Annotated in this window: 19 protein-coding genes; 3 read left to right on the top strand and 16 right to left on the bottom strand. The window is 71.7% G+C overall.

The genetic code is table 11. The annotated features are described in order from the left end of the window. From CSW64_RS06895 to CSW64_RS06885, 3 genes are read left to right on the top strand one after another with little or no spacing between them, the layout of a single operon-like run. Positions 1 to 378 carry a hypothetical protein gene (locus tag CSW64_RS06895; RefSeq protein ID WP_099621415.1) on the top strand — a complete coding sequence of 126 codons (378 nt, stop codon included), beginning with the start codon at positions 1 to 3 and terminating at the stop codon, positions 376 to 378. Further along, complete coding sequence (locus CSW64_RS06890) at positions 372 to 1,007, top strand: helix-turn-helix domain-containing protein (protein WP_099621414.1); 636 nt, start codon at positions 372 to 374, stop codon at positions 1,005 to 1,007. Before CSW64_RS06895 ends, CSW64_RS06890 begins: the two co-directional genes overlap by 7 nt. Next, positions 1,007 to 1,300: a hypothetical protein gene (locus tag CSW64_RS06885; RefSeq protein WP_099621413.1), complete on the top strand. Its 294-nt coding sequence runs from the start codon at positions 1,007 to 1,009 to the stop codon at positions 1,298 to 1,300. Before CSW64_RS06890 ends, CSW64_RS06885 begins: the two co-directional genes overlap by 1 nt. A gap of 11 nt (positions 1,301 to 1,311) precedes the next feature. Here CSW64_RS06885 and CSW64_RS06880 read toward each other — a convergent pair whose 3' ends face one another. From CSW64_RS06880 to CSW64_RS06805, 16 genes are all read right to left on the bottom strand, one after another. After that, complete coding sequence (locus CSW64_RS06880; RefSeq protein ID WP_099621412.1) at positions 1,312 to 2,715, bottom strand: sensor histidine kinase; 1,404 nt, start codon at positions 2,713 to 2,715, stop codon at positions 1,312 to 1,314. Between the two features lie 18 nt (positions 2,716 to 2,733). After that, on the bottom strand, positions 2,734 to 3,405 hold the full coding sequence (locus tag CSW64_RS06875) for a response regulator transcription factor (protein WP_099621411.1): 672 nt from the start codon (positions 3,403 to 3,405) through the stop codon (positions 2,734 to 2,736). Between the two features lie 58 nt (positions 3,406 to 3,463). Next, complete coding sequence (locus tag CSW64_RS06870) at positions 3,464 to 5,032, bottom strand: Do family serine endopeptidase (RefSeq protein WP_099621410.1); 1,569 nt, start codon at positions 5,030 to 5,032, stop codon at positions 3,464 to 3,466. A gap of 251 nt (positions 5,033 to 5,283) precedes the next feature. Next, entirely contained in the window at positions 5,284 to 5,739 is a 456-nt protein-coding gene (locus CSW64_RS06865; RefSeq protein WP_099621409.1) for a cytochrome c-type biogenesis protein, read from the bottom strand. Then, entirely contained in the window at positions 5,736 to 7,694 is a 1,959-nt protein-coding gene (locus CSW64_RS06860; protein ID WP_099621408.1) for a heme lyase CcmF/NrfE family subunit, read from the bottom strand. Before CSW64_RS06860 ends, CSW64_RS06865 begins: the two co-directional genes overlap by 4 nt. After that, positions 7,691 to 8,176, bottom strand: a complete 486-nt coding sequence (gene ccmE / locus CSW64_RS06855) for a cytochrome c maturation protein CcmE (protein ID WP_099621407.1) — start codon at positions 8,174 to 8,176, stop codon at positions 7,691 to 7,693. Before ccmE ends, CSW64_RS06860 begins: the two co-directional genes overlap by 4 nt. After that, positions 8,173 to 9,309: a c-type cytochrome biogenesis protein CcmI gene (ccmI, locus tag CSW64_RS06850; RefSeq protein WP_099621406.1), complete on the bottom strand. Its 1,137-nt coding sequence runs from the start codon at positions 9,307 to 9,309 to the stop codon at positions 8,173 to 8,175. Before ccmI ends, ccmE begins: the two co-directional genes overlap by 4 nt. A gap of 54 nt (positions 9,310 to 9,363) precedes the next feature. Further along, entirely contained in the window at positions 9,364 to 10,704 is a 1,341-nt protein-coding gene (locus CSW64_RS06845; protein ID WP_099621405.1) for a hypothetical protein, read from the bottom strand. Between the two features lie 85 nt (positions 10,705 to 10,789). Beyond that, positions 10,790 to 12,184, bottom strand: a complete 1,395-nt coding sequence (locus CSW64_RS06840) for an ATP-binding protein (RefSeq protein ID WP_245863852.1) — start codon at positions 12,182 to 12,184, stop codon at positions 10,790 to 10,792. After that, positions 12,181 to 12,858, bottom strand: coding sequence for a response regulator transcription factor (locus CSW64_RS06835; RefSeq protein WP_099621404.1), 678 nt, complete (start codon positions 12,856 to 12,858; stop codon positions 12,181 to 12,183). Before CSW64_RS06835 ends, CSW64_RS06840 begins: the two co-directional genes overlap by 4 nt. A gap of 7 nt (positions 12,859 to 12,865) precedes the next feature. Further along, entirely contained in the window at positions 12,866 to 13,225 is a 360-nt protein-coding gene (locus CSW64_RS06830) for a PepSY domain-containing protein (RefSeq protein ID WP_099621403.1), read from the bottom strand. A 95-nt stretch (positions 13,226 to 13,320) separates the two neighbouring features. Further along, the gene (locus CSW64_RS06825) at positions 13,321 to 14,055 is read right to left on the bottom strand and encodes an RES family NAD+ phosphorylase (RefSeq protein WP_216361246.1); all 735 of its coding nucleotides are present in this window, start codon (positions 14,053 to 14,055) and stop codon (positions 13,321 to 13,323) included. Further along, entirely contained in the window at positions 14,027 to 14,467 is a 441-nt protein-coding gene (locus tag CSW64_RS06820; RefSeq protein WP_216361245.1) for an antitoxin Xre-like helix-turn-helix domain-containing protein, read from the bottom strand. Before CSW64_RS06820 ends, CSW64_RS06825 begins: the two co-directional genes overlap by 29 nt. A gap of 66 nt (positions 14,468 to 14,533) precedes the next feature. Further along, positions 14,534 to 15,460 carry a DnaJ C-terminal domain-containing protein gene (locus tag CSW64_RS06815; RefSeq protein WP_099621402.1) on the bottom strand — a complete coding sequence of 309 codons (927 nt, stop codon included), beginning with the start codon at positions 15,458 to 15,460 and terminating at the stop codon, positions 14,534 to 14,536. Between the two features lie 50 nt (positions 15,461 to 15,510). After that, entirely contained in the window at positions 15,511 to 19,224 is a 3,714-nt protein-coding gene (locus tag CSW64_RS06810) for a baseplate multidomain protein megatron (RefSeq protein ID WP_099621401.1), read from the bottom strand. Positions 19,225 to 19,228: 4 nt separating this feature from the next. Further along, positions 19,229 to 19,666 carry a C40 family peptidase gene (locus CSW64_RS06805; RefSeq protein ID WP_245863851.1) on the bottom strand — a complete coding sequence of 146 codons (438 nt, stop codon included), beginning with the start codon at positions 19,664 to 19,666 and terminating at the stop codon, positions 19,229 to 19,231.

Here is a 19,666-nt window from a genome sequence, read left to right as displayed (position 1 = left end):
GTGGAGCTTCGCACCCTCGCGAGCGGCGCTACGCCCGCCGCCAACACAGCGCTTGCGCATTTCGCCTGCGCGCTGGAGGAACTGCGCAAGGCCAGCAGAGCCAAGATCGCAGGCGCCGGCGCCGACGCATTCGAGGACCAGCTGGCTCGAAGATGGCTGGGCGGCCACGCGAGCGACGGCCTGAAGGTTTACACGGGCCGCCTTGACGAACCCTCCGGCGGGCCGCCTCGCGTCTGGGCCGCCATCGAGGTTCTGGATGGCGCGCTGGCCGCCTTGATCAAGACTTCGCTCGGCTATGAGGGCTCGCGTGACGACTTCGACGCCCGCCTCGCCGAAGCCCAGGACCGGCGCGCTCGCGGACAGAAACAGCCATGGTAGATCGTAGTTCCGACATCCTCGCGCTCCTGCCTCAGGGTGAGGAGACCGAACAGGCGATCGCCGCCTACGAGTTCGCGGATGAGATCTCCAAGCAGCTGCGCGCCCTGCGCAAGACCGCCGGCCTTAGTCAGACGCAGCTGGCCAAGAAGCTGGGCGTCAGCCAGGGCAGGATCTCACAGATCGAAAGCGGGCTCGTCGATCACGCCCCGAGCCTGGACATGACGGCCCGCTTCGCGTCGGCTTGCGGCGCGGTTCCCCAGGTATCGTTCACCCGCCCGGAGGCCGTCTCCGGCCTGGAGTACGACACCACGCCCGAGACCCTGGTCGATCCCAGCGCCTGGATCATACAGACATTGCGGCCGATGCCGCTCGCCGGAGTACTGACGGAAGCCGTTCGAGGGTTCGGCTCGACACCCTCTGGAACGCTTGCTGAAGTCATGGCCGGCGGCGGGGCCATAAGCCTCGCTCTGCGGGCGGAGCGCCGCGCCTACTACCTGAAGGCCATCGCCAACCGTGACGTTGCGGAAGCGCTCAACGCGCTGGTGGTCGCTGGCAAGCTGACGATCGTCGACGCCGGCCCGGACGTCATCGAGGCGCATCCCATCGCGCTCGCCGGGGAGACGGACTGATGGCCGACATCACCAAAGCCGTGGCCGTCGAGATGATCGGCATGGGCTTCGGCTTCGCCAGCTCGGTGACCCTGCTGATATGGTCGATCAGGCTCGGCCCGCTGCAGCGGGCGCTGGCGAAGCTGGACACCATCGACGAGGATTCGCCGCTCGCCGAGGCCGCCGCCCTGCTGACCGGATCGCTCAGAACGCAACTGTCGGGCCTGCTCCAGAAGGAGATCCTCTATCTGGGGACGTCAGCCGTATTGCTCGGCCTGAGCTTCGTCTGCGGCCTGGCGTCGAAGCTCATCTAGCGATCCAGCCCCTACTCCGCCCGCGGCAGCACCAGGGCCACGCGCAGGCCCGGGCCCATGCCGTTGTATTCGCCGGGCCCCTCGTCCAGCTCCAGCCGGCCGCCGTGCGCTTCGGCCACGGCGGCGACCAGGGACAGGCCCAGGCCGCTGCCCGGCTCGCTGCGGCTGTTCTCCAGCCGGACGAAGCGCTGGACCACGCGGGCGCGGTGCTCCTCGGGCACGCCGGGGCCGGTGTCGGTGACCGAGAACTCGATCTCGCCCGACGACCGGCGGCGGACGCGCAGCATCACCGCCCCGCCCTCGGGCGTGTACTTGATGGCGTTGTCGATGATGTTGGCCAGAGCCTGGGTCAGGATCGGCCGGGCGGCGCGCACCGTCAGTTGCGGCGTCAGCTCGGCCTTGAAGTCCAGCCCCTTGTCCTCGCACAGCGGCTCATAGAGCTCGGCGATGTCGGCGGCCAGCTGACCCGGGTCGAAGATCGTCTGATCCGGAGCCTGGCCCGCCGCCTGCAGCCGGGCGATGGCCAGCACGGCGTTGAAGGTGTTCAGCACCCCGTCGGCGTCTTCCAGCGCCTGGATCAGGGCCTGCTTCGGGTCGCCCTTCCCGGCTTCGACCTCGATCAGCGCCGCCTCCATGCGGGCGCGCAGACGGGTCAGGGGCGAGCGCAGGTCATGGGCGATGGCGTCGCCGGCGTGGCGCAGGCCGCCCATTGAGCGCTCGAGCCGGTCGAGCATCTCGTTCATGCCCTCGGCCAGTTCGTCATACTCGTCTCGGGCGCCGCGCACCTGGGCCCGCGCCTTCAGGTCGCCGCCTCGAACCGCCGCCACGGTGTCGGTCAGTCCAGCCATGTGGCGGCTGACGTTGCGGCTGACGATCGCCCCGCCGGCCAGGCCCAGCAGGATGACCAGCACCCCGGCGCCGGTGATCGCCCGGCTGATGCCGGTGACGAAGCCCTCGGACTCGGCGATGTCGGCCCCGACGAACAGGATCTCGCCGCCGTCGAGTCGCTCCTGCAGGCCCCGCGCCTGACGCCGGACCTGGGCGCCGTCCATATCGGTGTCGGTGACCAGGAAGTCGGCCCAGTTCTCGCCCGGCGCGGTCTTCTCGATCGGCGATTCCGCGATCGAGCCGGTGATCTTCTTGCCGTCCTTGTCGAGCAGCACATAGAGGAACGGCCGCTCGCCCACGCCACGCTCGATCAGGGCCTCATTCAGACCCTGGACCCCGCCTCGCCGGTAGATGGCCTCCAGCGAGTTCATCTCGCGGGTGATCTCGGCGTCGGCGCGCCGCTTCACCTCCCCGCCCGTCGCCAGCCAGGCGTAGAGCAGGAAGGCGGCGGCGGCGAAGGTGAACACCGCCAGGAACAGCAGCGTCATCCGGAAGGTGGTGGTGCGGAAGATGCGCGGCAGGCGCATGGGGGGATTGAGCCTGATCTAGGGATCCAGCCGGTAGCCGGCGCCGCGGACCGTCTGCAGCATCTGCCGATCGAAGCCCTTGTCGATCTTGGAGCGCAGCCGCGAGATATGGACGTCGATGACGTTGGTCTGAGGATCGAAGTGATACTCCCAGACCTTCTCCAGCAGCATGGTGCGGGTCACCGACTGGCCGGCGTGGCGCATCATGAACTCCAGCAGCTGGAACTCGCGCGGCTGCAGGTCAATCTCGGTCTCGCCGCGATGCACGGTCCGGGCGATGAGGTTCATTTCCAGGTCGCCGACCTTGAGCGTCGTCGCGACGGCGCCCGTCTCGCGACGGCGCGACAGGGCCTCGACCCGGGCGATCAGCTCGGGGAAGGCGTAGGGCTTGACCAGATAGTCGTCCGCGCCGGCCTTCAGGCCGTCGACGCGGTCGCCGACCTCGCCCAGGGCGGACAGGAACAGCACCGGCGTGGCGTCGCCTTCACGGCGTAGGGTCTCGACGACCTGCACCCCATTCAGCTTCGGCATCATGCGGTCGACGATGAGGACGTCGAACTCGCCCGCGCGAGCGGCGTCCAGACCCGCCTCGCCGTCGCCGGCGTGGGTGCAGTCGTAGCCGGCCTCGCCCAGACCGCGGGTCATCGCCTCGGCGGCTTCGAAATCGTCCTCGATGATCAGAATACGCATAGACGGAGGCCCCCGGAGCGAAGTGCGGCCGGTCCGACTCGGACCGGCCGCACGCAGTCTAGTCGATCTTGACCGGCACCAAAGCGGTCTGCCCGCGCCGGTCGGCGAGGCCCAGCAGGACGGTCGGGCGACCGGCCTTCTTGGCCGCATCCACCGCCGTGCTCAGTTCGCCGGGCGAGGTGATCGACTTCATGTTCACCGAGGTGATCACGAAGCCCTGGTTCACGCCCTTCTCGGCCGCGTCGGAGTCGCTGCGCACGGTCTCGACGACCACGCCCTTGACGTCCGGACCGATGCTGTAGCGGGTGCGGGCCGCCCCATCGAGCGGGGCCACGCCCATGCCCAGCACGTTGACGCGGGCCGTCGACGGCTTCTCGGCCTTCTTCGAGCCGCCCGTGTTCTCGTCTTCCTCGCCGCCGCCGGTCGCGCTGGCCAGCTCCTTGTTGGAGGGACGGACGCCCGAGCGGATGTCGATGAAGCGCTTCTTGCCGTCGCGGATGACCTCCAGACGCAGAACCTCGCCGGCGCGGCCCATGGCCACCTGGCGGGTCAGGGCGGTCGAGGAGTCGATCGCCACGCCGTTCACCGACAGGACGATGTCATCGCGCTGAAGGCCGGCCTTCTCGGCCGGGCCGCCGGGCGTGATCTGGGCCACGACGGCGGCCTTGACGCCTTCCAGGCCCATGGCTTGCGCCATCTCGGGGGTGAAGTTCTGGATCTGGGCGCCGATGTAGCCGCGAACCACCTTGCCGCCGCTGATCAGCTGCTTGGTGATGCTGTCGGCCACGTCCGCCGGGATGGCGAAGCCGATGCCGACCGAACCGCCGGTGGGCGAGAAGATGGCGCTGTTGACGCCGATCACCCGGCCGTAGACGTCGAAGGTCGGGCCGCCCGAGTTGCCGCGGTTGATCGGCGCGTCGATCTGCACGTAGTCGACGAAGCTCGAGCTGTCGTCGTTCAGGTTTCGGCCGTAGGCGGAGACGATGCCGGCCGTGGCGGTGCCGCCCAGGCCGAACGGGTTGCCCACGGTGATGACCCAGTCGCCGACCCGCGGCTTGGCGCCCTTCTCGAAGTTCACGAAGGTGAAGTCCGAGCCCTGGACCTTGATCACGGCCAGGTCGGTGTTCTCGTCGCGGCCGACGACCGTGGCCTTCAGCTCGCGGCCGTCCTTGAGGGTGACGGTGATCTCGTCGGCGCCCTCGACCACGTGGTTGTTGGTGACGATGTAGCCGTCGGCCGAGATGAAGAAGCCAGAGCCTGACGACTGCTGACGGGGCCGGGTCGGCTGGCCGTCATCGCCGCCTTCCTCGCCCTGCTTGTTCTGAGGCCCCTGCGGTCCGAGGCCGAACGGGAAGCCGCGGAACTGCAGCGAGCGGGCGTCCACCCGCGAACTCACGTCGATCGAGACCACGGCCGGCGAGACCTTCTCGAAGATGTCGGCGAAGGACATCGGCGCGCCGGGCGGCGGCGCGAATATCATCGGACCGGCGGCGGCCGTGCGCACCACGCCCGGCTGCGGCGCGGCGTGCGCCGGCGCCATCCTCATGCCCACGCCCGCCAACGCTGCGGCGGCGACGCCCGCGCCGGCGACGGCGCCCACGAAAAATCCGGTCTTCTTGGCGACCATCTTCTATCCGTTCCTGTCCCCGAAAGCGGGGGCCTCTGCGTATCTGCGTTCGATGCCAAAGAGCACAAGGGCTCTCAAGTTATCTTTCCGTCATCGACCATGGCGTTTCTAGGGCGACGAACGCGACGCTAGAGCGCGTTAGGCGGAAGTGCACGCGGTTCCGCCGCCCGAACGCGCTCTAGACCTTTTGAACCTGGAGCATGCCGATCCGGTCCGGACGCATTCGTCCGGCCCGGGCATGCTCCAGCGTGTCACGGCGTCTCATCGTCTAGCAAGGCCGCCAGACGCGTTTCCTCGGCTTCGGTCAAGGGCTCGGGCGCCGCGGGCCGTCGAAGCCGCAGCGCCAGCAGGACCCCGCCCGCGAGCAGCGCCAGCAGCGGCGTCAGCCACAGCGCCGCGTTGCCCCAGCTGAACGCGGGCTTCAGCAGCACGAACTCGCCGTAGCGGTCAGTCAGGAAGCGCTTCACCTCGACGTCGGACTTGCCGCTCGCCACCTGCTCGCGCACGACCTTGCGCAGATCGCGGGCCAGATCGGCGTCGGAATCGTCGATGGATTCGTTCTGGCAGACCAGGCAGCGGACCTCGCGAAACAGGTCGCGGGCGCGGGCCTCCTGGGCCGGGTCGGGCAGCCGCTCGGACGGGTCGGACGCCGCCCCCATCACGAACACGGCCGCCAGGACCGTCAGCAGCGCGCCGAGCCGCCTCATGCCTTGCTCCCCACGCCGAAGCGGAGCCGGCGGTCCGACAGCGAGACCAGTCCGCCGATCGCCATCAGCAGCGGTCCCAGGAAGATCAGCTGGACCCACGGGTTGAAATAGCCGCGCAGCAGCCAGGCCGGCTGGCCGCCCTCGCCCGCGCGCCGCTCGCCCAGCACGATGTAGACCTGGTCCAGGCCGCGATTGCATAGGGCGACCTCGGAGGTGGTCTGGCCGCCGGTAGGATAGAAGCGCCGCTCCGGCGCAGCCTCGCAGACGGTCCGGCCGCCGCGCGTCACCGTCACCTGCCCGCGCTCGGCCAGATAGTTCGGCCCTTCGACGATGCCGACCTCGTTCAGGGTCAGCTCATAAGCGCCGACGGACAGCTTGCCGTTGAGGGACAGGGCCTCGGCCGCCTCGACCTTCCAGCTGGTCTCGAACACCGCGCCCAGGGTGAAGACGCCGAGGCCGGCGTGGGCCAGGGTCATGCCCCAGGCGCCGCGCGGCAGGCCGGTCAGGCGACGTCGAACCTCGGCCCAGGGCGCGCGGAACATCCGCGTCCGTTCGGCCACCTCGGCCACGGCGCCGGCGATCAGCCAGACGCCCAGCGCCACGCCCGCGGAAGCCAGGGCCTTGCGCGGTTCGACGGCGGCGAAGGTCGCGACGCCGGCCGCGACGGTGATCGCCCCGGCCAGCTTCAGCCGGTCGGCCGCCGCCCGCGCGTCGCCGCGCTTCCAGGCGGTCAGCGGGCCGAACGGCAGCAGCAGCATCCCCAGCGCCATCAGCGGCACGAAGGTCAGGGCGAAGAACGGCGGCCCGACCGAGACGGTGTCGCCGGTGACGGCCTCGCGGATCAGCGGGAACAGGGTGCCCAGCAGGACCGTCGCGGTGGCGGCGGTCAGCAGGATGTTGTTGAGGACGATCAGACTCTCGCGGCTGACCGGGGCGAAGACGCCGCCCTGCTGCAGGGTCGGCGCGCGCCAGGCGAACAGGGCGAAGCCCGCTCCCGCCGCCACGCCCAGGATCGACAGCAGCAGCACCCCGCGGGTGGGGTCGACGGCGAAGGCGTGGACGCTGGTCAGCACGCCCGACCGCACCAGGAAGGCCCCGAGCATCGAGAAGGTGAAGGCCGCCAGGGCCAGGAACACGGTCCAGCCGCCCAGCGCGCCGCGCTTCTCGGTGACGATGGCCGAGTGGAGCAGGGCCGCGCCGATCAGCCAGGGCATGAAGCTGGCGTTCTCGACCGGGTCCCAGAACCACCAGCCGCCCCAGCCCAGCTCGTAGTAGGCCCAGAAGGCGCCCAGGGTGATGCCGACGGTCAGCATGGCCCAGGCCGCCAGGGTCCAGGGCCGCACCCAGCGGGCCCAGGCCGCGTCGATCCGGCCGCCGATCAGCGCCGCCGCGGCGAAGGAGAACACCACAGAGAAGCCGACATAGCCGAGGTAGAGGAACGGCGGATGGAAGGCGAGCGCCGGGTCCTGCAGCAGCGGGTTCAGCGACCGCCCCTCGACCGGCGGCATCACCACCCGCGCCAGCGGGTTCGAGGCGAAGACGGTGTAGGCCAGGAACAGAACGCCGAGGGCGCCCTGCACGCCGAGCACGCGGCTCTTCAGCGCCGCCGGCAGCGTCCGGCCGAACAGGGCCACGCCGGCGCCGAATCCGGTCAGGGCCAGGCACCACAGCAGCATCGAGCCCTCGTGGTTGCCCCAGGCGCCGGCGACCTTGTAGAGCATCGGCTTGGCGGTGTGGGAGTTGGCCGCGACGTTGGCCACCGAGAAGTCGGACGTGACGAAGGCGACGACCAGCGCCGCGAAGGCCGCGGCCACGGCCAGGAAGCCGCCGACGCTGGCGCCTTCGGCCGCCCCGGCCAGCGCCGGCCGCCGGCCGCCCGCCAGGCCCAACGCCATCTGGGCGACGGCCAGGGCCAGCGCCAGGGCCAGGGCGAACGCCCCCAGTTCGGCGGTCATTCGGCCCTACCCCGCTCGGCGGAAGGAGACTCGTCCCCGCGCCACTCGCCCTGTTCCTTGATCGCGTCGGCGACGTTCTTGGGCATGTACTTCTCGTCGTGCTTGGCCAGCACGCGCTTGGCCACGAACACGCCCTGCGCGTCGTAGGCGCCGTCGGCGACGATCCCCTGCCCCTCGCGGAACAGGTCGGGCAGGTCGCCCTGGAACACCACCTTCGAGGTCGCGCGGTTGTCGGTGACGACGAACTCGACCCGGCCGTCGGGATGCTTCCTCACGCTGCCCGTCTCGACCAGCCCGCCCAGCTGCAGATGCCGACCGGCCGGCACCTTGGCCTCCTGGGCCTGGGCCGGGGTGTAGAACAGCGAGATCGAGTCCCGCAGGCCCCACATGGTCAGGCCGACGGCCAGGGCCAGCACCGGCGCGATCGCCAGCAGGACGGTCAGCCGCCGCCGGGCGGTTCGGGACTTGGGCCAGAAGCTCATCGCGGGGCCTCCGCCGCCTGGTCGAGCGCGCGCAGCACGTCGGGATCGTCGTTGAACAGGGTCTTGGCGCGGGCCCGGGCGGCGTCGCGCTTGCCGGTCTCGCCCAGCACGGACCAGGCGCGGACCAGGCGCACCCAACCTTGCGGATCGTTCGGTTCGGCCTCCAGCCGCGCGGCCAGCCCCTCGACCATGCCGCGGATGGCGTCCGCGTCAGGCAGCCCCTCGCCGCCCTGGGCTCGAGCCTGAGCCTGCGCCTGCGCCGCGGCCGCATCCGGCCCCTGTTCCCGCCCCTGTTCGGCGAGGCCTCCGGTCTTCTCGACCTGGGCGATCTCGGCGATCAGGGCGGTGCGGTTGGGGTCGCCGACGGGAAGGTCCGCGGCCAGGGCGCGCCAGGCGGCCAGGCCTTCGGCGGCGCGGCCCTCGGCAATCTCGCCGCGGGCCAGGAAGTAGCGGGCGCTCAGGGACTTCGGATCGCGCTTGACGGCCTCGCGGAAGGCGGTGCGGGCGTCCTCGCCCACCTGTCCCTCGCCTTCGGCGACGAAGGCCTCGCCCAGGGCCGCCCACAGGTCGGCGCGGTCGGGCGCGACGGCGACGGCGCGGCGCAGGGCGGTGGTCGCGGCGCGGACGTCGCCGGACGCCATCTCGGCCAGGGCCAGGTTGCGGAAAGCCTCGGCGTCGTTGGGCCGCTCGGCGGTCACGGCGCGCAGGACGGCGGCGATCTGGGGCGCGTCCAGTTTCCCGGGGTCGCCGGCTCGCCACTCGGCCAGGCGGCGGGCGAAGGGCTGGTCGGGCGTTCCGGGCGAGCCGACGGCGACATAGGTTCCCACCGCCAGCAGCGGCGCGGCAATGGTGGCGGCCAGGGCCAGGCGGCGTCCGCCCAGTCCCGTCGCGGGGGCCGCCGCGTCGGCCGCGGCCAGCAGGCGGCGGCCCGCCTCGGCGCGCGCGGCGCGCACCTCGGTCTCCGGCAGCAGGCCGCGGGCGGCCAGGTCGTCGATCTCGGCCAGCTGGCGGCGATGCACGGCCACCGCAGGATCGCCCTCGCCCACGCGCCGCTCAGCCGCGCGGGCGCCGCGCAGCATCAGCCAGGCGACGGCCGCAGAAAGCGCCGCCGCAGCGATCCAGAATGCGAACATGAGGGGGCTTTAGCGGATCACGGACCGCTTAGCGAGTGGCCAGACGGTCCAGGCCTAGGCCGCCGCCGCGCGGCGCCGGACGATGGCCCCGGCCTGCCGGTCCCGGACCAAGGTCAGCAGGCGGGCGGCGACGTCGAGATGCTCGCGGGCGATCTCGTCGTTCTCGATGTCGCCCAGCCGAATCTGCTCGAGCACGTCCTCGACGTAATGGTCGATCCGCTGGCCGATCGTCTCCAGCACCTTGCCGCGCACGCCGCCGAAACCGCCGTCGGTGGCGCAGTTGCGGATCTCGGCGGCGAAGGTCAGCAGGCCCACGGCCCAGGCGACCGCCGCCTCATCGGCGGGCGAGTCCAGCTTGGGTGCGGTGGAGGTGAGTCGACCGGAGTAGCGCACCTTCACCACGGGCAAGGCCTGGGCGACCGCCTCGTCGATCTCGCGCAGGCGGACCTCGACGGCCGCCGCCAGACCGTGCTTCAGCCGGGCCAGACGCTGGCCCCAGGGGCCGTCGCGCGACAGCTGGACGGACTGATCGAACTCGCCGGTCTCGTCGATCGCGTGCTGGACGGCCCGGGCGGCGTCCAGCGCGACCTCCACGCCGGCGCCGGGCCGCAGGTGCCGGACCCGCTCGACCTGGGCCTCGATGTCGGCCAGCGCCCGATCGCCGAACAGGGCCAGCTCGGAGGCCGCCAGGTAGCGCTCGCCCGGATGCTCCATGATCGAGGTGGCGATGCGCAGGATCGTCCAGGGCTGTTTCAGGTGCGCGGCCAGCATCTCGAACATCAGTGGCCCGCCGCCCTGGCGCACCGCCTCGGCGTCGCGATAGGCCAGCCGCGCCACCGCCCGCCGCTCGTTGGTCATGCGCTGCAGCCATTCGCCGAGCCTGAGCAGCGGCGGCCGCACGATGGGCGCGATCTCCAGCGCCAGGACCAGCGTCTGCGACAGACCCGGACGCCGGGCGTCGCAGGCCGCCGCGGCGGAGACGTAGTCCGGCGTCTCCGCGGCCCTCAGTCCGCTCGCCGCTTGCAGGCACAGGGTGTCGAAGACAGCTGGCCAGGGCTCTTCGGGATCGATGTAGTAGCAGGCCTCGACCGCCTGCTCGACCAGGCGCGGGACGTCGGCCTTCAGGCCTTGCCAGATCCGGCCCAGCGCGGCGCGCGGGAAGGTGACCCGCCCGTCGCCGGCCTCGGGCCCGAACATCGGCGCCAAGGGCTGGAAGGTGGTGAAGCGGACTTGGCGGTCGGCGGCCTCGGCCTCGACCAGGGCGCCGATGGCGGCCAGCGGACCGGTCGTCCCTTCCTTGCAGACCGCCTTCTCGAGCCCGCGCACGACCTCGTCCGGCGAGGCGGCCACCAAGGTCTTCAGCAGGGCGATCTTGTCGTCGGTCAGTCCCGGCATCGGCCCACGCGCCACGGGTCCCCCTGACCCTACTGCCGCCCAGCCTTGCCCATTATGGGTTAAAGCTTTCCGAAATCGGAGTTTCTCAGGCTTCCGCCCGCGGCAGGACGATCTCGACTTTCAACCCGCCCATCGCGGCGTCGCCCAGCGTCACGGTTCCTCCATAGGCCCGGGCCAGCTCGTCGACGATGGCCAGGCCCAGGCCGGAGCCGGGCGCGCTTTCGTCCAGGCGGGCGCCGCGCTTGAGCACCTCGCCTCGCCGCTCCGCCGGCAAGCCCGGTCCGTCGTCCTCGACCCTGAGCAGCAGGGTCTCCGGCCCGGCGATCTCGGCGGTCACCCGCACCTTGGCCTTGCACCACTTGCCGGCGTTTTCCATCACATTGCCGGCGACCTCCATCAGGTCCTGCTTCTCGCCGCGGAAGCAGAGGTCGTCGGGGCATCGCCAGTCGATCTCGACCCCCTTGCGTTGGAATATCCGCTCCAGCGTCACCGCCAGTTCGTCGATGACCGGCTCGACCAGGGTGCGTTCGCCCATGCTCTGGCTACGAGCCGCCGCCCGCGCCCGGCGCAGGTGGTGCTCGACATGGTTCCGCATGGCCTCGGCCTGGCGGGTCACCACCTCGGACAGCTGGCTGGGCTGCTGCTGCGCTTCGGTCAGCATGACCGACAACGGCGTCTTGAGAGCGTGGGCCAGGTTGCCGACGTGGGTGCGCTGACGCTCGACCACGTCCTGGTTGTGCGCGACCAGGGCGTTCAGCTCTCGGGCCAGGGGTTCGAGCTCGGTGGGATAGTCGCCCTCGATCCGTTCGGCCCGGCCCTTGCGGACCTCGGCCACCTCGCGCCTGAGGCTGAACAGCGGTTGCAGGCCGATCCGGACCTGCAGGAAGACGGCGGCCAGGATGCCCGCGCCGAGGGCCAGCAGGGCGGCGCCGGTCATCAGGGCGAAACGCTCAGCCTCCCGGTCGATGGGCGAGCGGTCTTCGGCCACCAGGATGATCACCGGCTGCGCGCGGTCGTCCAGCTGCACCTGCATGCCGCTGGCCCGCAACGGCTGATCGAGCGGCCCGATGGTGTTGAAGTAGATCGCCGTTCCCGGCTGGGCGGCGATGCCGGCGATGACGTCGTCGCTGACCTTCAGCTCGGTGTCGAACAGGGAATGGGATTTCCTGATCGCACGGATCTTCCCCGAACTGCCGTGTTCCGCGATCTCCCAATAGCGTCCCGCGAAGGCCCGTCCCGACCGGGTGTCGTTCACGGGCGGGACGACCACCTCGCCGTTCTTGATGTTGATGCCCGCGTTGAGCACCTCGGTCAGTTCGATCAGCCCCTGATCGAAGCGGCGCAACGCCGCCTGCTGGAAGAAGGCGGTCAGCGCCAACCCGGTCACGATCAGGACGACGACGCTCCAGCCGGCCGCCAGCAGGACCAGCCGCCCGACCAGCGAGCGGCCGCTCAGACCCGGCAGCCTGGGCAGCTTCACCCGGCGTCCTCGCCCTCGAGGGCCACCAGCCGGTAGCCGAGGCCGCGCACCGTCTCGATGCGGTCGGCGCCGACCTTCTTGCGCACGCGGCCGATGAACACCTCGATGGTGTTGGAGTCGCGGTCGAAGTCCTGGTCGTACAGATGCTCGACCAGCTCCGTCCGGCTGATCACCCGCCCCTGGTGCATCATCATGTAGTGCAGCAGGCGGTATTCGAGCGAGGTCAGGCGCAGCGGCTCGCCGTTGACGCTGGCGCGGGCCGAGCGCGGATCGAGGCGCAGGCCCCCGCAGCTGAGGTTCGGCGTCGCGTGGCCGGCCGACCGGCGCAGCAGCGCGCGCAGGCGGGCCAGCAGCTCCTCGGTGTGGAACGGCTTGGTCAGATAGTCGTCGGCGCCGGCGTCGAACCCGGCCACCTTCTGGCTCCAGTTGTCGCGCGCCGTCAGGATCAGCACCGGCGTGGCGATGCTCTCGCGCCGCCAGCGCTCCAGCACCGACACGCCGTCGACCTTGGGCAGGCCCAGGTCGAGGATCACCGCGTCGTACGGTTCGGCTTCGCCCAGGTAATGGGCCTCCTCGCCGTCGCCGGCGTGGTCGACGGCGTAGCCGGCGTCGGCCAGGGCCAGCTTCAGCTGACGGGTCAGGTCCGGATCGTCCTCGACCAGCAGGATGCGCATGATGTCCTCAGTCCCGTCCGATGATCTGGCCGGTGCGGGCGTCGACGATGTAGTCGATCCTCCGGCCGTCGTTGGTCTGCCAGCGCACGCGATAGATGGGCCGGTCGCCGCCTTCCAGGCCCGCGTCGAGCAGCCGCCCGGGGCTGGATCTGGCGATTCCGCGGATCACCTGTTCCAGCGGAACCAGACGGCCGCCGCGCGCATCGCCGCCGCGGGACCATCCGTCGTCGGACGGGTTTCCCCGCCGGCCGCGGTCGTCGTCGCGGTCGTCGTACTGCCCGCGGCCCTGCGCCCAGGCGATCGTCGTCGCCGCCGGGGACCCGGCGCCGATCAGCGCGGCGGCAAAGAGGACGAGGAAGCGTTTCATGCCCAAGGGAGATAAGCGCATACGGCTGAATGCCGGCTGAATAGACCCTTTATGAAGAGCGTGCGACAGCCTGTCACGCCAGAGCGGCCAAGGGGTCAAGGCAGGTCACCGCTGACCGTGGCGACGTGGGGCTCCGGCCCGCCCTTCCATTCGATCCTGTAGACGCTTCCAGGCGCAACCGACTGCACGGCGTGCGGCCATAGAGCCGCGAAACATGTCCCCCCCGAATGCCTCACCGACGGATAGATGATCCCGTTGAGGCCCACCGCGCGCGCGGCCTCGGCCAGCGCATTGCCGCGCGGATAGGCCAGCACGGCGTCGGGATGCAGGCAGGGATGGTCCGGGAGCTGGCGAAGATCGACATACTCCCCGGCCAGGCTGGCGTGCATTTCGGCATACTCGACCACGGCCCGAAACTCCCCTGTCCGGGCAAGCATTTCCGTCATGTGGTGGACCACCTCGGCCAGACAGGTCTCTACGGCGAGCGCTGCGTACCACGCGCCCCGGCCCGGTCCGTTGAACCGATTCAGCTCCCGCGGTTTTGCATAGGCGAAACACGCGTTGACGAACTTGGCGTGCGGCACGTTGAACACGAACTCGTTCGCGTGGAGGCTTTCGAAGCCGCGATCCTGAGCCACCAGGCGCGTACTGGTCGCGGCTTCGATCTCGGACAGCGCCTCGAGGTCGTCTTCATCCACCAGCGCGTTGAGAACGGATGCCCGCAAGCGGGCCGTCGACACCAGCCGCACCGTCCTGGCGAAAGCCTCTCGAACGACCGGGAGCCCCTCCAGCATCGGGCGCTCAGAGTCCGCCGCGAACGGCGTCGACATACCGGCGCACTTCCAGCATCCGCGGTATGCCGCCCTCGATCATCGCCTCGATGGGCGTCGCCCGCTCAAAGATCGGGCCCCGGTTCTGCAGGCGCGGCCATCGGTCGGCCATGTCGTCGGCGAACAGCAGGTGCAGCCCCTTGTAGACCCCGACCAGGGCCGACACGCGGGTCAGCTGGTCCTGCCCCAGCGCACCGTCCCAGCGGCTGGCCTTGATCCGGTCCCAGGTGCTCGACGAGACGCCGAGCAGCGACGCCGCCTCGGCGTTGGACAGGTCCCAGATCCTGGCCATGGAACGAAACGCCTTGATCGCGGCGGCGCTCAGACGCTGGCGATCAGCTTCGTTCGAGAAGGTCTGCAGCTCCATCGACGGGAGCGGCGCCGGCGTCGACGCCTTGGCCGATTTGGTCATTCTCGTCTCCTGACGTGAATATACACGTCAATTGACTTTCGGGAATGTTTTTCTTTCGTTCCGCCCCTAGCGCCGCCGCGGCTGATAGGGCCGCTCCTTGCGCCAGCGCTCGGCGAACTTCTCCAACTCGGGATCAGGCCCCTCGGGCAGGGTCACGACCAGGCGGGCCATCAGATCGCCGCGCTTGCCCTTGGCGTCGATGAAGCCCCGCCCCTTGAGCCGCAGCTGGGCGCCGCTGTTGGAGCCGCGCGGAACCGTCAACGACACCGGACCGTCGGGGGTCGGCGCCTCGACCTTGCCGCCCAGGATCGCATCGGGCGCCGAGATCGGCAGGTCCATGGTCAGGGTCGCGCCCTCGCGCCGATAGAGCGGGTGGACCCGGATCGCCAGCTCGATCAGGGCGTCGCCGGCTCCGCCGCGTCCCTGGGCCCCCTGGCCCTTCAGCCGCAAGGTCTGGCCGTCCTGGGCGCCCTTGGGGATGTTCACGTCCAGGGTCCGGCCGTCGGAGAAGGCGATCCGCTTCTTGGCGCCGCGGATGGCGTCCTCCAGGTCGACGTCCAGCCGCGCGCGCAGGTCCGCGCCCTTGGACGAGCCGCCGAAACCGAAGCCGCCGCCCCGGCCGCCGCCCGCGCCGCGGCCGAAGGCCTCGCCGAAGATGTCGTTGATGTCGATGCCCTCGAACCCGGGGCTGCCCGGGCCAGGGCGATAGCGACCGCCCGAGGCGCCGCCGGGGCCGAAGGGACCGCCGCCGAAGCCCCCATGCTGCTCGCGGCCGTCGGCGTCGATCTCGCCGCGGTCGAACTTCCGGCGCTTATCCTCGTCGCCGACGATGTCGAAGGCGCCCGAGACGCGTTTGAAGCGCTCCTCGGCGCTCTTGTCGCCGGGATTGGCGTCCGGATGGTACTGCTTGGCCAGCTTGCGGAACGCCTTGCGGATCTCGTCCTGGCTGGCGCTCCGGGGGACGCCCAGTTCTGCGTAAGGATCGCCTGCCAAACTCGCCTCGCCGGTGGAATCTCGGCTCCCCTGATAGAGCCTCCGGCCCTTTAACGCCACAGGCTGCGGACAGTGACGGCGCCCCAGCCGAACGCCGACGAAAACTGGGCGAGCCGGACGACCACCGGGTCGGGGAGGCCGCCGGGGCGGTCGACCGCCTGCATCGCCGGGGTCCAGGCGAACACCGGCGCCTCGGTCTCGGCCCGGCGCACGACCGCGCCGTCGACGAGCAACTCGATCCGGTAGCGCTCGGTCTCTTCGCCCAGCGGCGGCTCCGCCTCCCAGCCGTCGCCGCCGATCCGGGCGCGGCGGATCCAGCGGAACCGCACCGCCCCGTCCGCCAGCGTCTCCCGGCGGAGGTGAGCGGGTGCCCAGGGTCGGTCCGCCAGGCCGCGCCAGACGGCGATCGTCTCGCTGGCCGCCTCTCCGCCCGGCGGCGCGCCGGCCGGCGCCGCGCGCCAGAGCAGCGGGACCCCGCGCTCGAACAGCGCCGTCTCGACGCGGACAAGGCCATCGTCCAGCGCGACGACGGCTGCTCCGGCCGGCGTCAGCGCCGCCATCGCCGGTTCGCTGCCGGCCTGGCCGCGCAGCAGGCCCGACAGGACCCAGACGTCCGGCGCGACAGGCTCGGCCGACAGGAACTGCAGGATCTCCCAGTCGCCGCCCGCCCCCTGCACCGCCAGGGCGTTGGCCCCGCCCAGCACCGCGGCGCGCGATCGGTTCTGCGGCGGCGCGCCCTCCAGCCGGACGGTCAGCCGCGCCGTCCTGTCGAAGCGATGCAGCGGCCCGGCCGGCAGCGGGCTCAGGGTGACGCCGACGTTCGCGGGCGCCCCTGCCCGGCCGCGCAGGGTCAGGGCGTCCGCCGCCGCGCCGGCATGTAGATCGCAGGCGCGCCAGGGCTCCGCCGCGACGGCGGCCATCAGGCGCCGGTCCGTCTCCGCGCCCGGCAGCAGCGGCAGGTCGAGCAGGTGCAGGACCGGCGGCCCCGGCGGCTGGATCACGGGCCCCGGCGTCCAGTCAGGCGATCCCCCGGCAGGCGCCGGCGGCTCGCACAGGCTCAGCAGGGCCCGCGGCCGTTCATCCAGGTCCAGCCGCTCGACGCGCCACAGCCGCGCATAGCCCGGCAGGCGCAGGCGGTCGCCGGCCTCCAGCCGCAGGGCCGCCAGCGGCGCCAAATGGACGGTCGCCTCGTCCCGCGCAGCCTCGGCGCGGGCCAGCAACCGCCGCCCGACCGCCTCGGCCTGGGGCGCGGCCATGACCAGCGGCAGGTCCGCGCCGGCGACCCCGCCGGCGTCGACGGACTCGCGCCGGACCGTCAGGGATCCGGTCTGATAGCCGGCGGTCTCGTCGATGAAGCGCAGGACCATGACGTCGGGCGGGGCCGGCAGCGTCCGGCGCGCCGCCAGGGCCTCGCCTGTCTCGGGCCGGGCCAGGTCGTCCTCGGTCAGCGTGATCGCGACGCCGCCGTCACGGGCCGTCAGAGCCGCCCGCCCCGACCGTTCGGCGACGTCGAAGCCCAGGCAGGCGGCCAGCGGCTCCAGCGCATCGCGCAGGCGCGTCGGCCCCTCCAGCACGCAGCCGGTCGTCACGCCCGCGGCGTCGCCGACGTCGAGGGCGACGCCCGCCCGCGCGGCCAGGGTCTGGGCCAGGGCGCCCAACGGCGCGGCGCCGACCCGGCCGTTCAGCCAGTGGCCCAGCGCCCAGTTCGGCCCGTCGCTCCACAGGCCGGCGCGGGCGGGGAAATCGGGAAACGGCCGGGCGTCCCAGCACCAGGCGCTCATCGCCTCGACCATCGGCCCTCCGTAGACCTCCGATACCGGATTGGCCGGCGGCGCGGCGAAATGGGCCAGCGCCGCCTCCAGCGTCCGCCGCTGCGCCAGGTCGTCGCGCGCCCCGTTCGAGAAGGGCGGCAGCCGGCTCTCGGCGCTCTTGGGGTCGATGAAGGCGTTGGGGGCGTTGGCCCCCTTGTCCACGGCGGCGCAGCCGAACTCGATCAGGCGGATCGGCTTGCCGCGCGGGACCCAGGCTGTGGAGGTCGGCGACCGCACGCCGCCGGGCCGGTCGTGGTGGGCGTTCGACCACCAGCCGACGAGGTCCTTGGGCCGGAAGACCCAGGGCTCGCCATGGGCGCCGTCGGTGATCGGCCGCCGCCGTCCGGCCGTCCGGTCGGCCTCGGTCGCGTAGAACCAGTCGAACCCCTCGCCGCCGGCGACCTCGATCTCTGCGGCGTCGGGTCCGCGCTGGTCGGCCAGAGGCGGGTAGAAATCGATCCCCACGAAGTCGATCGCCGGGTCGGCCCACAGCGGATCAAGGTGGAAGGCCACGTCGCCGCTTCCGTCCGCCGGCTGATGTCCGAAATACTCCGTCCAATCGGCGGCGTAGCCGATGGCGGTTCCCGTCCCGAGCACGGCGCGGCAGTCGGCGGCCAGCCCGCGCAGCGCCTCGACCGCCGGATAGGACCGCGCCGGGCCGCGGATCGTGGTGACCCCGACCATCTCCGACCCGATCAGGAAGCCGTCCACCCCGCCGGCCAGCGTGGCCAGCCGGGCGTGATGCAGGATCATCCGCCGCCACCCCCAGTCCTCCGCCGGGCCGTGGTAGGCCGTCGTCCGGCCGTCGTCCGAGAAATGTCCCGGCCCGGCGCCGCCGAACAGCGCCGCGACGTCGTCGACCCCGCCGGTGATGCGTCCGCGCCAGGGATAGCCGTCGCAATCCATCAGCACGAACGGGTAGAGCGTCACCTTCAGTCCGCGCCGCCTCAGCTCGACGATCGCCTGGACCACCGCCTCGTCGGCGGGCGTGCCGCCATAGGCCGGGCCGCCGCCCTCCAGGGTCGAGATCCGGTGCGCCGCATTCCGGTCGACGCCCCCTGCCCGCCAGGCGAACGGCCGGGTCGGCTTGCCGGCCGTCTCGACGCCCGGCCGGAACGCGCAGACGCCGGCGTCCAGGCTGGTCCCGAACCAGGCGACGACCAGCACCACCTCCTCCAGCGCCGGCAGCTGCGCCTGCAGTTGGTCGAGCGAGACCAGCAGGTCGGGCCGCCCCTCGGCGTTGTTGACGTTCTCGGGCGCGGTGCGGACCAGGCTGTCCTGGCGGCGGACGACCTGGGTCGCCAGGGCGAACTCGCCGGCTCCGGGGATCAGGCAGACGGACTTGAGGCGATCCTCCAGCCCGGCCGTCTCGCCGACCGGACGGCGGAACACCTCGAACGCCAGCTGCGGCGGCCGATCGCCATAGGCCGCCAGCGGCAGGTCCTCGAACACCACATAGGCGCAGCCGCGATAGGCCGGGGCCGTTCCCTCGACCGCCTCGATCAGGGGATCCGGCGTCTGGTCCTCGGTTCCGCGATGCAGCCGCATCGTCACCCCGTCCAGGTCCATCGGCTTGCCGTTGGCCCAGACCCGCCCCAGGCCGTCGATCGGCCCCTCACCCAGGGCGACGGCGAACGACAGGCTGTAGTGGGACTCGGTCGCACGGGGACCGCCCTTGCCGCCGTCGACCTGGCGCTCGACCCGCCGCTCGCGGAACCGCGCCGCCCAGATCAGCTGGCCGGCGACCCGGGCGCGGCCGAACACCGCCGCCATCGGCGCCCCCTCCGTCGTCGAGGTCAGAGCCAGATCGCGGATGCGCGGACCGGTCCGTCGCGGCGGGGTCAAGGCGGAGATCAGCAGGCCGTCGAGGACGCCGCCGATCTGGGCCCCGATGGCTGCGCCGAGCGCGCCGCCGACCGCGTCGCCGACACGCGAGAAGATCACCTGAGCCATGGCTTCACTCGTTCACGAAGGGAAAGGCGAAGGCCGCCGCTCGCCGGCGTCGCCACCAAGGGCCGAGCCAACTCTCCACCACCGCCCGTCCCCAATAGGCGTGGACGATGCGCGGATCGGGCGCGCCGGGCCCGACGGTCGCCGACAGGACGGCGCAATGCTTGACGCAGGCGTCCGGGCTCATGCGGAACAGCAGGATGTCGCCGGGTCGGGCCTGATCGATCGGAACGGGCCTCAGATGTCGCTCCGCGGCGGCGAGCAGCCGCTCCGTCGGATCGGTTTCGGCCCAGTCGGGACGATAGGGCGGCGGCGGCTCGGGCTCATCGCCGGCCAGCTCGCGCCACAGGCCGCGGACCAGGCCCAGGCAGTCGCAGCCCACGCCCCTCAGGCTCGCCTGATGCCGATAGGGCGTGCCGATCCAGCGGCGGGCGGCGGCGACCAC

The sequence above is a fragment of the Caulobacter mirabilis genome, assembly GCF_002749615.1.
Classification (GTDB): Bacteria; Pseudomonadota; Alphaproteobacteria; order Caulobacterales; family Caulobacteraceae; genus Caulobacter; species Caulobacter mirabilis.
This window is presented reverse-complemented; position numbering and strand designations above follow the sequence as displayed.

Excerpts from the sequence above, each read along its gene's own strand:
- CSW64_RS06860 (WP_099621408.1), bottom strand. The coding sequence starts at position 7,694 with ATGACCGCCGAACTGGGGGCGTTCGCCCTGGCCCTGGCGCTGGCCCTG.
- CSW64_RS06890 (WP_099621414.1), top strand. The coding sequence starts at position 372 with ATGGTAGATCGTAGTTCCGACATCCTCGCGCTCCTGCCTCAGGGTGAG.
- CSW64_RS06825 (WP_216361246.1), bottom strand. The coding sequence starts at position 14,055 with ATGTCGACGCCGTTCGCGGCGGACTCTGAGCGCCCGATGCTGGAGGGG.
- CSW64_RS06810 (WP_099621401.1), bottom strand. The coding sequence starts at position 19,224 with ATGGCTCAGGTGATCTTCTCGCGTGTCGGCGACGCGGTCGGCGGCGCG.
- CSW64_RS06835 (WP_099621404.1), bottom strand. The coding sequence starts at position 12,858 with ATGCGCATCCTGCTGGTCGAGGACGATCCGGACCTGACCCGTCAGCTG.
- CSW64_RS06820 (WP_216361245.1), bottom strand. The coding sequence starts at position 14,467 with ATGACCAAATCGGCCAAGGCGTCGACGCCGGCGCCGCTCCCGTCGATG.
- CSW64_RS06870 (WP_099621410.1), bottom strand. The coding sequence starts at position 5,032 with ATGGTCGCCAAGAAGACCGGATTTTTCGTGGGCGCCGTCGCCGGCGCG.
- CSW64_RS06885 (WP_099621413.1), top strand. The coding sequence starts at position 1,007 with ATGGCCGACATCACCAAAGCCGTGGCCGTCGAGATGATCGGCATGGGC.
- CSW64_RS06845 (WP_099621405.1), bottom strand. The coding sequence starts at position 10,704 with ATGCCGGGACTGACCGACGACAAGATCGCCCTGCTGAAGACCTTGGTG.
- CSW64_RS06875 (WP_099621411.1), bottom strand. The coding sequence starts at position 3,405 with ATGCGTATTCTGATCATCGAGGACGATTTCGAAGCCGCCGAGGCGATG.
- CSW64_RS06865 (WP_099621409.1), bottom strand. The coding sequence starts at position 5,739 with ATGAGGCGGCTCGGCGCGCTGCTGACGGTCCTGGCGGCCGTGTTCGTG.
- ccmI (WP_099621406.1), bottom strand. The coding sequence starts at position 9,309 with ATGTTCGCATTCTGGATCGCTGCGGCGGCGCTTTCTGCGGCCGTCGCC.
- CSW64_RS06880 (WP_099621412.1), bottom strand. The coding sequence starts at position 2,715 with ATGCGCCTGCCGCGCATCTTCCGCACCACCACCTTCCGGATGACGCTG.
- ccmE (WP_099621407.1), bottom strand. The coding sequence starts at position 8,176 with ATGAGCTTCTGGCCCAAGTCCCGAACCGCCCGGCGGCGGCTGACCGTC.
- CSW64_RS06830 (WP_099621403.1), bottom strand. The coding sequence starts at position 13,225 with ATGAAACGCTTCCTCGTCCTCTTTGCCGCCGCGCTGATCGGCGCCGGG.